Annotated in this window: 14 protein-coding genes; all 14 read left to right on the top strand. The window is 28.6% G+C overall.

Translation table 11 applies throughout. The features are described 5' to 3' along the window. Positions 1-33 precede the first annotated feature (33 nt). The 14 genes from der (at position 34) to miaA (ending at position 15,813) form a co-directional block, all read left to right on the top strand. Entirely contained in the window at positions 34-1,374 is a 1,341-nt protein-coding gene (gene der / locus JOD41_RS00565) for a ribosome biogenesis GTPase Der (protein WP_156700962.1), read from the top strand. Continuing rightward, positions 1,371-1,961, top strand: coding sequence for a glycerol-3-phosphate 1-O-acyltransferase PlsY (plsY, locus tag JOD41_RS00560; RefSeq protein WP_205051143.1), 591 nt, complete (start codon positions 1,371-1,373; stop codon positions 1,959-1,961). Before der ends, plsY begins: the two co-directional genes overlap by 4 nt. Then, complete coding sequence (locus JOD41_RS00555) at positions 1,958-2,965, top strand: NAD(P)H-dependent glycerol-3-phosphate dehydrogenase (RefSeq protein ID WP_205051142.1); 1,008 nt, start codon at positions 1,958-1,960, stop codon at positions 2,963-2,965. The genes plsY and JOD41_RS00555 overlap by 4 nt, the downstream gene beginning before the upstream one ends. Before the next feature lie 51 nt (positions 2,966-3,016). Then, positions 3,017-4,264 carry a biotin/lipoyl attachment domain-containing protein gene (locus JOD41_RS00550; protein WP_205051141.1) on the top strand — a complete coding sequence of 416 codons (1,248 nt, stop codon included), beginning with the start codon at positions 3,017-3,019 and terminating at the stop codon, positions 4,262-4,264. Positions 4,265-4,273: 9 nt separating this feature from the next. Then, positions 4,274-4,984, top strand: coding sequence for a YggS family pyridoxal phosphate-dependent enzyme (locus tag JOD41_RS00545; RefSeq protein WP_205051140.1), 711 nt, complete (start codon positions 4,274-4,276; stop codon positions 4,982-4,984). Positions 4,985-4,993: 9 nt separating this feature from the next. After that, entirely contained in the window at positions 4,994-5,443 is a 450-nt protein-coding gene (locus tag JOD41_RS00540) for a cell division protein SepF (protein WP_205051139.1), read from the top strand. Further along, positions 5,437-6,219 (top strand): YlmH family RNA-binding protein, encoded by a 783-nt coding sequence (locus JOD41_RS00535; RefSeq protein WP_205051138.1) that lies wholly within the window; start codon positions 5,437-5,439, stop codon positions 6,217-6,219. Before JOD41_RS00540 ends, JOD41_RS00535 begins: the two co-directional genes overlap by 7 nt. A 9-nt stretch (positions 6,220-6,228) precedes the next feature. Then, a complete protein-coding gene (gene lspA, locus JOD41_RS00530) occupies positions 6,229-6,684 on the top strand; it encodes a signal peptidase II (RefSeq protein ID WP_205051137.1) in 456 nt (151 codons plus the stop codon). A 3-nt stretch (positions 6,685-6,687) separates the two neighbouring features. Then, on the top strand, positions 6,688-7,590 hold the full coding sequence (locus JOD41_RS00525; protein WP_205051136.1) for an RluA family pseudouridine synthase: 903 nt from the start codon (positions 6,688-6,690) through the stop codon (positions 7,588-7,590). Between the two features lies 1 nt (position 7,591). Then, a complete protein-coding gene (locus JOD41_RS00520) occupies positions 7,592-8,968 on the top strand; it encodes an NAD(P)/FAD-dependent oxidoreductase (protein ID WP_205051135.1) in 1,377 nt (458 codons plus the stop codon). An 80-nt stretch (positions 8,969-9,048) separates the two neighbouring features. Beyond that, positions 9,049-10,446, top strand: coding sequence for a tRNA (N6-isopentenyl adenosine(37)-C2)-methylthiotransferase MiaB (gene miaB / locus JOD41_RS00515; RefSeq protein WP_205051134.1), 1,398 nt, complete (start codon positions 9,049-9,051; stop codon positions 10,444-10,446). Continuing rightward, the gene (gene mutS, locus JOD41_RS00510) at positions 10,427-13,045 is read left to right on the top strand and encodes a DNA mismatch repair protein MutS (protein WP_420825470.1); all 2,619 of its coding nucleotides are present in this window, start codon (positions 10,427-10,429) and stop codon (positions 13,043-13,045) included. Before miaB ends, mutS begins: the two co-directional genes overlap by 20 nt. After that, entirely contained in the window at positions 13,045-14,904 is a 1,860-nt protein-coding gene (gene mutL / locus JOD41_RS00505) for a DNA mismatch repair endonuclease MutL (RefSeq protein WP_205051132.1), read from the top strand. Before mutS ends, mutL begins: the two co-directional genes overlap by 1 nt. Then, complete coding sequence (gene miaA / locus JOD41_RS00500) at positions 14,905-15,813, top strand: tRNA (adenosine(37)-N6)-dimethylallyltransferase MiaA (protein WP_205051131.1); 909 nt, start codon at positions 14,905-14,907, stop codon at positions 15,811-15,813. The last annotated feature ends 7 nt before the right edge of the window (positions 15,814-15,820 follow it).

Genomic DNA, 15,820 nt, shown 5'->3' with positions numbered 1-15,820 from the left:
ATTTGTTATAATTACTAAGATAGGGGTGATTATATGGAAATGCCCATAGTTTCAATAATTGGCAGACCAAATGTAGGCAAATCTACTTTATTTAACAAAATTGTAGGAAGAAAAGTTTCAATAACTGAAGATACTCCAGGTGTAACTAGAGATAGAATTTATCAACCTGCATCTTGGCTTAATTATAAATTTTTACTAGTAGATACTGGTGGACTAGATCTAAAAGATGAAGATATTTTTATGTCTAGCATTAAGGCACAAATCGACATGGCATTAGAAACATCTGATGTTGTAATATTTTTAGTAGATGGCGCTGAAGGATTAAATCCAACAGATGTAGAAATTTCACAATTTCTAAGAAAAACTAAAACTAAGGTTGTCTTAGCAGTAAATAAATACGATTCAAAAATAACAAAGAATAATATTTTTGATTTTTATGAATTGGGCTTAGGCGAACCTATTGGAATAAGCGCTGAACAAGGTACTGGTGTAGGAGATTTACTTGACGAAGTTGTAAGTGATTTAAGTCCAGTTGATGAAATAGAAGATGATGATCAAATTAGAGTTACTTTAATAGGTAAGCCTAATGTTGGAAAATCTTCTCTACTTAATTATTTAACTGGAGAAAATAGATCTATTGTTACTAATATCCCCGGTACTACTAGAGATTCAATTGACTCTTTAATAAAATATAAAGATAATGAATATATTTTTGTAGATACTGCTGGTTTAAGGAAAAAGAAAAAAATTATTCCAGGCGTTGAAAGATATTCTGTAATAAGAACTCTTACAGCAATTGAAAGATCAAATGTCTGTGTACTAATGATTGATGCGCTTGAAGGGGTAACTGAACAAGATTCTAAAATTGTTGGTTATGCTCATGACAATAACAAGGCTATAATTATTGCTGTAAATAAATGGGATGCTCTTGAAAAAGATACAAAGACAATGAAAAATTTTGAGAAGGAAATAAGAAATGAGCTTCCTTTTGTGTTATATGCCCCAATAATTTTTATTTCTGCAAAAACTGGTCAAAGAGTAAATGAGTTTTTGGATTTAATAGAAGTTGTAAATAATAATTACAATCATAGAATTCAAACTGGCGTATTAAATGATATTTTAAATAGAGCAGTTTTAATGAATCAACCGCCATCAGACAAGGGTAAGAGAGGAAAATTATATTATGGTTCTCAAGTAAGTGTTAGACCACCTAAATTTCTCTTGTCAGTAAATGATAAAGAATTATTCCATTTTTCATATCTTAGATATATTGAAAATCAAATTAGGGATACTTATTCCTTTGATGGAACTCCAATAATTTTAGAACTTAAAAATAGAGTTAGTCCAAGAGCTGATAAGGGTCCTAAAAGATGAAATATATCTTAGTAATCGTAATATCTTATTTTATTGGGACTATTTCCGGTTCTTATATTATTGGAAAATTATTTTTAGATAAAGATATTAGAAAATATGGATCAGGTAATGCTGGCACAACAAATGCAATGAGAGTTCTCGGTAAAAAAGCTGGAGTTATTACCTTTATAATCGATTTTTTAAAGGGAGTAGCAGTAACTTTTATTATTGGAAAGCTTTTTGGACTAAACTTAGTTCCATTGGGAATACTTGCAGCTGTATTTGGTCACGACTTTCCCTTTTACATGAATTTTAGAGGGGGAAAAGGAGTTGCAACAACTTTAGGTGCCTTGGCTCTATTTAATTTTCCTCTTACTTTAATATGCTATATTGTATGGGTGCTAGGAACATTTATCACAAAAATGGTTTCTGTTGGTTCAATTTTATTTTTTATTTCAATTATTATTGTCTACACTTTTATGTCAGAGCTAACTACTTATAATATAATTTTAGTTAACTTTATTGCCTTAATAGGAATTATAAGGCATAAAGATAATATAAAGAGAATAATGGCTGGAAATGAAAATAAAGTAGGAGGTAAGAAATGAATATTACACTGTGTGGTGGTGGTAGTTGGGGTACTGCCATTGCTAGGCTTTTGTCAAATAAAGGTCATAAGGTAAATTTCTACATTAGAAATAAGTCTGTAATTGATGATATAAAGAAAAATAAAGAAAATACAAAATATCTTCCAGGAGCAAAATTTGAAAAAGAAATAAATCTAACTGATGATTTGGATAGCGTATTAAAAGATATTGATGTATTTGTAATTGCAGTGCCAACATCTAGCACAAGAGGAATTCTAGAAAAAATTAAAGATAAGATTTCAAAAGATACAATAATAGTTAACTTATCAAAGGGTATTGAAGTTGAAACTTTAGATAGGATTTCAGAAATTTCATCAGAAATTTTAAAGGATAATCCTTTTGTGGCACTATCTGGACCATCTCATGCTGAAGAAGTTGGATGTGACATCCCAACTACAGTTGTAGCGTCTTCCTTAGACATGAAAGCTGCAGAAATAATTCAACATGAATTTTCAACTTCAATTTTTAGAATTTACACTAATCCAGACTTAATTGGAGTAGAAATGGGTGGAGCTTTAAAAAATATTATTGCTCTTGCTGCTGGAATGAATGATGGCCTTGGCTATGGAGATAACTCAAAGGCAGCTCTTATGACTCGTGGAATTTATGAAATGAGTAAACTCGGAATTGCACTTGGAGCTAATCCTCACACTTTCAACGGACTTTCCGGAATTGGCGACTTAATAGTAACTTGTACAAGTATGCACTCAAGAAATAGAAGAGCGGGTATTTTAATTGGAAATGGTAAATCAATGGAAGAAGCCTGCAAAGAAGTAGGTCAAGTAGTTGAAGGTATAAAAACTGTTAAATCTTCATATAAACTTTCTAAACTAAAAAACATTGAAATGCCAATAACAAATGCACTTTATCAAGTTTTATATGAGGGTTATGATCCTAATAAAGCTGTGTATGATTTAATGACTAGAAAAAATAAAGATGAAATAGAGCAAATCTTCTTCGAATAATAACATATTGCAGGAGTTTGTGATATAATTATTTGATGAATAGGTGGTTTTTTGAACAGTTTTTTTAAAAAAGATAAATTTTTTAAGAGAAGGATTCTTGCTATTTTAATTTTTATAATTTTAATTATGTTTTTTGCAAAATTAATAAGAGGAAATAGAGTAAATAATTATAAAACAATTTTTCCAACTTTAACCACTTTTGAAAAAGACATTGATACAAAGATTTATAATCTCTTTGATGAGAAAGCTTATTTTTCTAAGGGAGATGGAGTTGTAGTATTTCATGCCAGTGAGGGACAAAAAGTTCCAGCTGGATTTGATGTTGCAAATTTAAATTTAATGGAAGATGTGTCTTCTTTAAAAGATGAGCTAAATAAAGTTAAGGCAGCTATAAAAATAAAAAGAGGTATAGAACCTGTTGAGAAAGAAAATGTATTGAGCTTCACAAAAAATCTTCAAGAACAAATTAAAAATAAAAATTATCCTGGGGTATATTTTGATATAAATTCCTCTGATGAAGCTTCAAAGGAAAACATTAATGAGGCAGAGCTAAAAGAATATCTTGAATTATCAGAAGAGGCTCTTGCATTTAAAGAAAAAGACTTAGAAGAAAAAATTTCAAAATATAATTTTTCATATCTAGCAGAATTTAGTGGTATAGTTACTTATAAAATAGATGGCAATGAAGATTATTTTAAAAAAGATAACTTAGATAAGTTTACTTATAAATACTTAAATAAAAATTACAATTTTAAAAGTTTGGAAATGGAAACTAAGGTAAAAAATGGTGATCCACTTTTTAAAATTGTTAATAATTTAAATTGGAAGCTTGCCTGCACTATAAATAATGTTTCACAAATTTCAAACTACAATATTGGAGATTCTGTTAAAATTCAAATCCCAGAAATTGAAGACATTTATGGCATAGTTGAAAAGATTAATAAAGATAATAATCATGCAGTTATAATTGTTAGCTTAGACAGATATTTTGAAAATATGTATTCTAATAGAATTCATGATGGAAAAATTATAGTAAATAAAACTAAAGGATTCGAGATTCCAAAATCAACTCTCATAGAGAGGGATAACTTAGTTGGAGTTTATGTTCAAGAAATTAAAGGCTTGGTCAAATTTGTTCCTGTAGATATTATCAATCAATCCAATGATAATGTATTTATTAATAAAGGAAATAAACAATCTGTTATAAGTGTTGGTGATAAAAGCTATAAGACAGTAACTGTAAATGACGCAATAGTAATAAATCCGAAAACTGTTGATGAGTCTAGGATATTAAACTGAGGTGATATTTTGAACTTGGAAGACAATTTAAAGAGACTTTACGAAGATATTGAAATTGCTAAGAGTAATTCTCATTTTAAAAGGGATGTAAAACTCATAGCTGTATCAAAGACCCATCCAGTTGAAATGATTAAAAATTTTAATAAACTTGGTCTTATAGATTTTGGAGAAAACAAGGTTCAAGAACTTCTCTCAAAAATTGAAGATAGTGAAATTGAAGAAAAACTAAAAAATAATAAAATAAATTTTCATTTAATTGGCAATTTACAGACTAATAAAGTAAAATATATTTATGACAAAGTTGAATTAATTCAATCACTTGATAGAATTAAATTAGCTAAGGAAATTAATAAAAGGGCATCTAATGATGATATGAAAGTAAATTGTCTTGTTCAAATAAATATTGGAAATGAAGATACTAAATCAGGAATAAAATATGAAGATACTGAAGATTTTATTTATGAGCTTTTAGATTATGAAAATATTAATATAAAAGGTCTAATGGCTATTGCTCCAAATAGTACTGATGAAACTTTGCTAAGAAAGTTATTTGAAAAGATGAATATTATGTTTGAAAATATTGCATCCAAAAATTATGAAAGAGTTGAGATGAAATATTTATCAATGGGTATGAGCCATGATTTTAAATTGGCAATAGAAGAAGGCTCTAATATGATAAGAGTTGGTTCTAAATTATTTGGAAATAGAAATTATAATTAGGAGGATATTATGGCAGAAAAAACTATGGACAAACTAAAGAAAATCTTTGGTTTTGCAGATGAATATGAATATGAAGATTTCGATGAAGAATTCGAAAATGATGTAAAGGAAACAGAGGTTGTAGAACCTACTTATAATCAAAAGACTGTTACTCATACTAAAGCTAAACCAAGAGTATCAGCTAGTAATATGGTAATTACAGTTCACGAACCACTTTCTTATGATGAATCACCACTAATAGTAGATGATTTAAGAGATTTTAAAGCTGTAGTTCTTAATTTTGAACAACTTGATGTTGATGTTAAAAGGCAAATTTTTGATTTTGTAAGTGGAGCTCTTTATGCACTTGACGGAAAAATGCAAAAAGTTAACAAAGATATTTTTATTTTAGCACCAAACAATGTAGAAATTGATGGATTAAAAGAGCAACTTAAAAACAATGGAATGTTTCCTTGGTAAATTTAAATAGGATAGATTTAATTAATCATATTAATAGACCTGAGGAAAGGACTGCAATAAGGAAAGTTATTGACAAGATTGAATCTGTAATGAAAAGTCACATTACTGAGTCAACAGATTTTTTAAATCCTCATGAGATTAATTTATCTGTTTCCATTTTAAATAGATTTAAAGATGATATTTCCTATGAAGTTCATGGGGGATATGATGACAGTGAGTCTTCAATCATATATATTTTTCCTAGTTATAAATATGAAAATGATGCAGATGATATTGTCTTATTCAAATTTGAATCTAATGAAAAAATTAAACATGGCGATGTACTTGGATCTATTTTAGGTCTTAGTATAGACAGAAAAAAAATAGGTGATATTTTAATTGGAGAAAAATACACTTATTTTTTTGTTAAAAGAGAAATTGCAAATTTTATAGAAATAAATCTCACAAAAATTTCTAAGTACAATATAATTCTTAGTCGTGAATATAATATTACAGATTTACCAAAGAAAGAATATGAATACAAAAAAATTATTGTTTCTTCTTTTAGATTAGATAATTTAATTTCCAAGGTTTTTAATCTTTCAAGATCAAAGGTTAAAAAGATGATAGATGTAGGACTTGTAAAAGTAAATTTTGCCAAAGAAACTAGATCCCATTTTGAACTTGAAAAGGGAGATTTGGTTTCCCTTAGAAAATATGGAAGATTTAGAATTTTTGATGTAGAAGGAAGCACTAAAAAAGGCAATTTTGTTATTATAGTGAGATTAAATAAATAAGGAGTTATTATGTTTGTTGCTATTTTTAGCATTATTTTAATAATTATAGATCAGTTTACAAAATATTTGGTGGTTGCAAATATTGCAAATGAAAATCCAATTGTATTAATTGATAATTTTTTGAGGCTCTATTATATAGAGAATAGAGGTGCAGCTTTTGGAATTTTACAAGGATTTAGATATCTATTTGCAATTATAACTGTTATAGTTTTATTAGTTTTAATTATATTTTTAGTTAAAAACTATAATAAGGTTCCCTTTATTTATTTAGTTAGTTTCAGTTTATTAATTGGAGGGACTATTGGAAACTTCATAGATAGAATTAGACTTCACTATGTTGTTGACTTTATTAGTATGAGGTTCTTTGGTCATGATTTTGCAATTTTTAATTTTGCCGATATGTTTATTGTAATAGGAACAATTTTAATTTCTATTGGAATAGTTCTTCACGATAATAAAAGGTGATATATGTATAACAATACTTTTGTAGTAAATATTCTTGATGCTGATACTAGACTTGATAAGTTTTTAGATCAAAAACTAGAAATAAATAGATCGCAAATAAAAAAACATATTGAATCTGGAAATATTTTAATAAATGGAAAAATCGTAAAGGCAGGATATAGCTTAAAAGAAAAGGATATTATTACAGTTTCCTATGAAGATGAAGAAAAACTCATTCCTGAGAATATAGATTTTGATGTAGTTTATGAAGATGAATATCTTGCAATAATATCGAAGCCTCAGGAACTAGTAGTTCATCCTGGTGCAGGAAATAAAAGTGGTACTCTCGTTAATGGTCTACTTTATAAATTTAAAAATCTTTCTAACCCAATAGATGAGGATAGACCTGGCATAGTACATAGGCTTGATAAGGATACTTCTGGTCTTATGATTATTGCAAAAAAAGATGAAGCCTATTATAGATTGGTAGAAATGTTTAAAAATCGAGATATTGAAAAACATTATTTGGCTATCGTCCATGGAAATATATTTGAGGACTTTGATGTTAATGCACCCATTGGTAGAGATCCAAACAATAGAATAAAAATGAAAGTAATTCAAGAAAATTCAAAAATGGCTTGTACAAGTTTTCATGTTTTAAAAAATTTTGATAAATTTACCCTTTTAGATGTTACTTTACATACTGGTAGAACTCATCAAATAAGGGTACATTTGTCTTATGTGAATCATCCAGTAGTAGGTGATGAGACCTACGGCATAAAAAACAAATTTAAAATTAATAAGCAACTTTTACACGCTTATAAACTTAAATTTATTCACCCAATTAGTGGTGAGGAACTTGAAATTACTGATAATTTCCCAAATAGATTCAATGATTTTATAAGTTTATTTAGTGAGGAGAAATAATTTGAATAAATATAATGTAATAATAGTTGGTTCAGGTGCAAGTGGCGTCTTTGCTTCTTACGAGTTTAAAAAATTAAATTCAGATTTAAAAGTATTGGTAATAGACAAGGGCAATACAATTTATAAAAGACAATGTCCAATAAAAACAGGACGAGTTGAAAGTTGTATTGGCTGTAAACCATGCAATATTATGAATGGTTATGGTGGAGCAGGCACTTTATCTGATGGAAAATATAATATTACTACTAATTTTGGCGGTCAAATGCATGACTATCTAGGAAAAGAAGAATCAATTGAATTAATGGAGTATGTTGACTCTGTTTTATGTAGATTTGACGGTGGGAATTCAAAGCTTTATGAAACAAGTGCTTCAAATTTAAAAACTCTTGCTTTAAAACACGATCTTCATTTGCTTGATGCCAAGGTTAGACATTTTGGAACAGATAGAAATGTAAAAATCTTAGAAAAAATTTATGAGTGGACTAAGGATAAGGTTGAAATAATTTTTAACACAACTATTGTTGATGTTGAAAAGAATGAAGACTTTAAACTTACTACTGACAAGGGCGAAACTTTTTATTGTGACAAATTAGTCCTTGCTTCAGGAAGAAGTGGTTCTAAATGGATTTCAGAAGTTTGCAAAAAATTTAATATAAATTTATTTTCAAACCAGGTAGATATTGGAGTTAGAGTTGAACTTCCTGCAGATGTATTTAAACACATAACAGATGCAGTTTATGAGTCAAAGATAGTTTACCAAACTAAGGGCTACAATGACCTTGTAAGGACTTTTTGTATGAATCCTTATGGACAAGTAGTAGCTGAAAATACTAATGGCATTATAACAGTTAATGGACATTCTTATGCTGATCCTAAGCTTCAATCTGATAACACAAACTTTGCTCTTTTAGTTAGCAATACTTTTACAGAACCCTTTAAAGATTCTAATGAATATGGGGAGTCAATAGCAAAACTTAGCAATATGCTTGGCGGTGGCGTTCTCTTGCAAAGATTTGGAGATTTAGTAAAAGGAAGAAGATCTGATAAGAGAAGAATGCTTAAATGTTTTACTGAGCCAACTCTAAAGGCAACACCGGGAGATTTGTCCCTTGTAATTCCAAAAAGACAACTTGACTCTATAATAGAGATGATTTATGCCTTAGATAAAATTGCACCAGGAACTGCAAATGACGATACACTTTTATATGGCGTTGAAGTTAAATTTTATAATTCAAGAGTTGAAACTGATTCAAACTTTGAAACTTCAGTTGATGGTCTTTTCGTTGTTGGTGATGGTGGCGGTGCAACTCATTCGCTTTCTCAAGCATCTGCCTGCGGAGTTTATGTTGCTAGATATTTAAATAGTATTATGTCTTAAGAGTATGTGTATGCATACTCTTTTCTTGATAAGTAGCCTAATTTTCAGTTATAATATAAAGATATGAAATGAGGATGTAAATGGAAAATAAAGAACTAATTAATGATATAAATAATAATGTAAATGAGTACATTAGAAATATAAAAGAAAATATAGATGAAAAAAAAGCCCTTGTAATTACTCATGGTTGTCAAATGAATGAGCACGACTCTGAAAAAATAACTTGGCTCCTTGAAAAAATGGGCTATGATTTTGTAAATGAAGTGGAAGATGCAGACTTAATAATTCTAAATACTTGCTCTGTAAGACATTCAGCAGAGGACAAGGTCTATGGTCAACTTGGAAATTTGAAAAACTTAAAATCTAAGAAAAAAAATATAAAAGTTGCTGTTTGTGGCTGCATGATGCAAAGAGAAGAATCAAGAAATTATGTAATAGAAAAATTCCCCAATGTTGATATTATTTTTGGAACAAATAACATTTGGAAATTGCCAGAACTTTTAAAATCTTCTTATGATGGCAAAAAACTTGCCATGGACATAGAAGATAATCCACTTAGCATAGACGATGCTTTAGGTGCAAATAGACTCTATAATTTTAAATCTTATGTGAATATAATGTATGGCTGCAATAATTTTTGTTCCTATTGCATTGTTCCTTATACAAGAGGAAGAGAAACTAGCAGAAGGCCCCATGAAATAATTAGAGAAATTGAAGAACTTGCAAAAAATGGAACAAAGGAAGTAACTCTTCTTGGTCAAAATGTAAATTCTTATGGAAAAACTTTTGATGACAAGTTTTCTTTAGCTAATCTTCTTGAAGAAATTAATGCTATTAATGGAATTGAGAGAATAAGATTTATGACATCTCATCCAAAGGATATTTCTGATGAATTAATTTATTCTTTTAAAAACTTAGATAAACTTTGCAATTTCCTTCACCTCCCAGTTCAAGCTGGTTCATCAAGAGTTTTAAAAATGATGAATAGAAAATATACAAAGGAAGATTATCTAAGAAAAATTGACAAGGTAAAAAACGTAAATCCAAATATTGCACTTTCTACTGACATTATGGTTGGTTTTCCTGGTGAAAGTGAAGAAGATTTTTTAGACACTTTAGATTTAGTTAAAAAAGTTGAATACGATACAGCTTTTACTTTTATATATTCCATGAGGGAAAACACTCCTGCTGCAAGGATGGATCAAGTTCCTGATAAAGTAAAACATGAGAGATTTGAGAGACTATTAGATATTTTATATCCAATTCAAGAAAGGAAAAATAAAGCTTTCATAGGAAGAGATGTAGATGTTCTTGTTGAAGATTTTTCAAAAAAAGATGAATCCAATGTAAGTGGAAGAACTGATGAATTTAAATTAATAAATTTTAAGGGAAATAAAAGTGATATTGGAAAAATTTTAAAAGTTAAAGTTAAAGATGCAAATAGTTTTTCTCTAGTGGGTGAAAAAATTGAATCGTGAAAAATTAACTCCTATGATGCAGCAATATCTTGCTGTAAAGGATGAGAATCCAGACGCAATTTTATTTTTTAGGCTTGGCGATTTTTATGAAATGTTTTTTGATGATGCACTACTTGCTTCAAGAGAACTTGAAATAACTCTTACAAAAAGAGATGCTGGTCTAGAGGAAAAAGCCCCTATGTGTGGGGTGCCTTATCATGTAGCATCAAGTTATATTTCAAAACTAATTAATAAAGGCTACAAAGTAGCTATTTGTGACCAAATGGAGGATCCAAAGTTAGCCAAGGGTATTGTAAAAAGAGAAGTAACACAAATTATTACTCCAGGAACTTTTACAGACACAGAATATTTAAAGAGTGACTTAAATAATTATCTTCTTTCAATTTTTATTCACGGCTATTCTTTAAATTTAACTTATTCTGATTATTCAACAGGAGAATTTTATTTTACAGAAAAAACTTTTATATCAAAGAACGAATTATATAATTTCCTGAAAGATGAAATTGATAGAATTAGTCCAAATGAAGTTTTGCTAAATGATGAAATCACTTCTATTTTTAAGGATAAACTAAAAAAAGATAATATCTTTCTAAATCCTTATATTTCTGATAATTTAAAAGAAATTAATTTATTAAGAGATCTTGGAGAATATTTTAGTGAAAATTTTAAAAATAATTTAAAAAATTTCTTGTCAACAAATAATATTTCTGATTACACGTCTTTAAAAAAGATTTTACAATATTTAGTAATTACACAAAAAATAAATTTAAAGCATATAAATAATATTAAACTTTATAATAATTTTGATTATTTAATACTTGACGAAAACTCAAAGAGGACACTAGAAGTTGTTAAGGGCTTAAACACTTTTACTAAAAAGGGATCTCTTTTAGATGTTTTAGACAAGTGCAGCACTTCTATGGGTTCTCGTAAGCTAAAAAAATGGGTAGAAAGTCCACTGGTAAATTTAAGTAAAATTTATGAGAGACAAAATTTAATCGAAGCATTCACAAAAGATTTACTATTACAAGACAAATTGGAAAAACTCTTAAAGGAAGTCTATGACATTGAAAGGCTTGTTGTAAAAATATCTAATGGAAGTATAAATCCTCGCGAAATTTATTCTATTAAGAATACTATTATAAATGCAAAGAAAATAAAAGAAATTTTAGAAAATTATAAAAATGATTATTTAAATTCTATGGCAAGGGAAATTATAGATTTAAGTGATATTTATGAAAAAATAGAAACCCTTTTAATCGAAAATCCTCCTGTTGTAATAGAAGAAAATAGAATAATAAAAAAAGGTTATTCAGAAGACTTAGATGAACTCTTTGAAATTGCCACTGAAGGGAAAAATTGGCTATTAGATTTTGAAGAAAAAGAGAGAGAAAGAACTGGTATAAAAAAATTAAAGGTTAAACATAATAAAATTCTTGGATATTTTATTGAGGTTACTAAATCTTTTTTAGATGAGGTGCCAGATGATTACATCAGAAAACAAACTTTAGTGGGATCAGAAAGATTTTTTTCTATTGAACTAAAAGACATGGAGGGAAAGTTACTTGGATCTAAGGAAAGAGCTTTAACTTTACAAGCTGAAATATATAGTTCTTTAAAGGATTTTATTGCAGGTGAAATATATAGAATCCAAATCTTAGCCGATAAACTTTCAAATTTAGATTCATTATTATCACTTGCAAAAGTGGCTAATTTAAATAATTATGTAAGACCGAAATTTAATGAAGAAAGTTTTATTGATATAAAAAACGGAAGACATCCAATAGTTGAAACTTATATGAAGGATGACTTTTTTGTACCTAATGACACTTTCATTGATACTAAAAACCATATGATACACTTAATTACTGGTCCAAATATGGCAGGTAAGTCAACCTATATGAGACAAGTTGCTTTAATAACAATTATGGCTCATATAGGATCATTTGTGCCATGTGATAGTGCAAATATTTCTCTTGTTGATAGAATCTTTACGAGAATTGGTGCAAGTGACAATCTTTCCAAAGGGCAATCTACTTTTATGGTTGAAATGCAAGAGGTTGCAGATATAATTGAGAATGCAACACCAAAATCCTTACTTATTTTAGATGAAGTAGGTAGGGGAACTAGTACTTTCGACGGTCTAGCCATAGCTAATGCGATTATCGAATACATCGCAGAAAATATAAAAGCAAAAACCCTTTTCGCAACCCATTACCACGAACTTGTCCATCTTGAAAAAAAATATGATTCAGTGGAAAATTTAACTATTGCAGTTGATAGACAAGATGATGAAATAATTTTCCTAAGAAAAATTATAAGGGGTTTTACTAATAATTCCTATGGCATTGATGTTGCTAAGCTTGCAGGTATTGAGGATACTATAATTAATAGAGCTAAAGAAGTTTTATATGTAATCGAAAAAGAAAATGAAGATATTAGCATTGATTTAAATAAGGAATATATTAGAGAAGATAAGAATAATCCTGAGATTTTAAGTTTTATAGAAAAATTAAAGGAAATTAATATTCTTGAAATAAGTCCCATGGAAGCTTTTAATTTATTAAATGAAATTGTAAATAAATCTAAGGAGTTATAATGATTAGACTTTTAGATGAAGCAACTATTTCAAAAATAGCTGCAGGAGAAATAATTGAAAATTCAGCCTCAATAGTAAAGGAATTAGTGGAAAATTCTATAGATGCTGGTGCAGATGATATTCTTATAGAAATAAGAGGGGAAAGTACCGATTTTATTAAAGTTTCAGACAATGGATTAGGTTTTTCTGAAGAGGACCTTGAAGTTGCCTTTCTTCGCCACTCCACATCAAAGCTAGAAAAAATTGAAGACCTGGAAAAAATTAGAACTTTAGGATTTCGTGGGGAAGCTCTTGCAAGTATTTCAAATATTTCAAAAATAAAACTTATGACCAAGAGAGAAGAAGACCTTTCTGGAAATTCTCTCTTAATTGAAAATGGAAAAATAATAAAGAAAAATAAAGTTGGTATGCCAAGGGGAACTACTTTTGTCATTAGCGATGTCTTTTATAACACTCCAGTTAGGAAAAAATTTTTGCGTAAAGATTTAACTGAGATAAATAATATAATTGACATTGTGCAAAAAATTGCCCTAAGTAACAATAATATCAAATTCACTCTAATAAGAGATGGGAAAATTATTTTAAATACAGGAAGCGACAAGGACCCCATTAACAGAATTTTTAGTATTTTAGGTTCAGAAATTGCATCTTCATTAAATGAAGGTTCTTTTGAATCTGAAAATTATAAAATAAGGGGATTTTTTTCCGACAATAAACTTTTCAGATCAAATAGGGACAGCCAGTATATTTTTGTAAATGGCAGATTTATAAGAAACATCAACCTATCAAGAGCAATAGAAAAAAATTATCACTCGCTAATTCCACTAAATAGATATCCTGTTTTTGTTTTATACATTGATATTAATCCAAAATTAATTGATGTAAATATTCATCCAAAAAAGAATGAAATAAAAATATCCAATGAAAATATATTGTGTGCTCTTTTAGCTGAAATAGTAGAAGAAGTAATTTACCCAAACAGAAGCATTAGAAAAATTGAAATAGAAGATAAAAAGGAAAATATTAGTGTCTTTGACATATTTGAAGAAGAATCTATTGAACCTGAAGTACAAGAAAGAGATACAAACTTAAAGAGCCTTTGGGATATAGAAAATGATAGGAGTGAAGATTCTTTAAAGAATACCTTTAACGAAGATGCTGTTTTATATAAAGAAAGCTTAAAAGAAGATATAAATCCAGAAGAAGAAAAAATTTTCACTGAAGAATATGAAGATGACAACTTTTTATTTAACAGCGAAAAAAACCATATAGATGAAAAACTTTTAAATACAAGAATCGCAGGCGTTCTCTTTAAGACTTACATTCTCTTAGAAAATCAAAGAGAGGACATTACTTTTATAGTAGATCAACATGCAGCCCACGAAAGAGTAAACTATGAGAAGTTTTTACACATGTATTTAAAGAGTGAAATCACTTCACAAATTTTACTAAAACCAGAAATAATAGAGCTAAACCAAAATGAATATGACAAAATTTTAAATTATTTAGACTTATTTACAAGGCTTGGCTTTAAAATTGAAGACTTTGGAGACAATTCTGTAGTTTTAAGAGAAGTGCCTATGATTTTTGGCATGCCAACTTATGTCAATTTTATAAGAGACATTATTGATTCTCTCGACAAAGAGATTTCATCAAATTATGAGGCTGATTTATATAAAATAATGAAAAAAGCCTGCAAGGCATCTGTTAAGGCTGGAGACGACCTTTCTGATATTGAAATAGAATCACTTATTAGAGATTTAAAAAATTGTGAAAATCCATATACTTGTCCTCATGGAAGACCAACTGTTGTTGAAGTATCAAAGCACACTATATCAAAATTATTTTTGAGGGAATAAATGGAAAATTTAATAATAATAACAGGACCAACTGGAATTGGAAAGACAGAACTTTCCCTTGAACTTGCAAAAAAATATAAAGGCGAGATAATTTCTTGTGACTCCATGCAAATTTATAAAAAATTAAATATTGGCACTGCAAAAATTGACTTAACAGAAACAAGCATTCCTCATTACATGATTGATATAGTTGAACCTTCAGATAATTTTACTGTAGCTGATTTTAAAAATTCTGCAAAAAAAATTATTAAAGACATAAATAATAGAGATAGACTTCCTTTTTTAGTTGGAGGAACGGGCCTTTACATCAATTCTCTTGTCTATAACTTAGATTTTACTGAGACTAAGCCAGATTATGAGTATAGAGATGAGCTTAGAGAGATTTTAGAAAAAGAGGGAAGTGAATTTCTTTATGAAAAACTTAAAGAAAAAGATAAAAGACTTGCAGAAAAAATTCACAAAAATAATGGGCAGAGAATTATAAGAGCCTTAGAAATTTTAAAAAGTGGCAATAAAAAGGGCGACAATTTTCGTGAGGAAAATAAAGATTACAATTTAATCTACCTTGGACTTAATATGGATAGGGCAAAACTCTATGAAAAAATAAACCAAAGAGTAGATAAAATGGTTGATTTAGGTCTAGTTGATGAAGTGAAAAATCTTTTAGATGAAGGACTAGACAAAAACTCTCAATCACTTAAAGCCATTGGATATAAAGAAGTAATTTCATATTTAGATGGCGATATAGATTTTGATGAAATGGTAGATTTAATAAAGAAAAATTCAAGGCACTATGCAAAGAGACAGCTTACTTGGTTTAGAAGAGATGATAGAATAAAGTGGTTTGACAGAGAATCAGATAGAATATTATCTGATATAGAAAATTATATTGACAGTAGATTAGTTTAGGAGAAAA

The organism is Peptoniphilus gorbachii (assembly GCF_016908115.1).
Taxonomy (GTDB): domain Bacteria; phylum Bacillota; class Clostridia; order Tissierellales; family Peptoniphilaceae; genus Peptoniphilus_A; species Peptoniphilus_A gorbachii.
The sequence above is the reverse complement of the archived record's forward strand: the minus strand, read 5'-3'. Positions and strand labels throughout refer to the sequence as shown.

What these genes read in the sequence shown, in the direction of transcription:
- JOD41_RS00525 (WP_205051136.1), top strand. Translation starts at nt 6,688, where the DNA reads ATGTATAACAATACTTTTGTAGTAAATATTCTTGATGCTGATACTAGA.
- miaB (WP_205051134.1), top strand. Translation starts at nt 9,049, where the DNA reads ATGGAAAATAAAGAACTAATTAATGATATAAATAATAATGTAAATGAG.
- miaA (WP_205051131.1), top strand. Translation starts at nt 14,905, where the DNA reads ATGGAAAATTTAATAATAATAACAGGACCAACTGGAATTGGAAAGACA.
- JOD41_RS00555 (WP_205051142.1), top strand. Translation starts at nt 1,958, where the DNA reads ATGAATATTACACTGTGTGGTGGTGGTAGTTGGGGTACTGCCATTGCT.
- JOD41_RS00540 (WP_205051139.1), top strand. Translation starts at nt 4,994, where the DNA reads ATGGCAGAAAAAACTATGGACAAACTAAAGAAAATCTTTGGTTTTGCA.
- mutL (WP_205051132.1), top strand. Translation starts at nt 13,045, where the DNA reads ATGATTAGACTTTTAGATGAAGCAACTATTTCAAAAATAGCTGCAGGA.
- lspA (WP_205051137.1), top strand. Translation starts at nt 6,229, where the DNA reads ATGTTTGTTGCTATTTTTAGCATTATTTTAATAATTATAGATCAGTTT.
- der (WP_156700962.1), top strand. Translation starts at nt 34, where the DNA reads ATGGAAATGCCCATAGTTTCAATAATTGGCAGACCAAATGTAGGCAAA.
- plsY (WP_205051143.1), top strand. Translation starts at nt 1,371, where the DNA reads ATGAAATATATCTTAGTAATCGTAATATCTTATTTTATTGGGACTATT.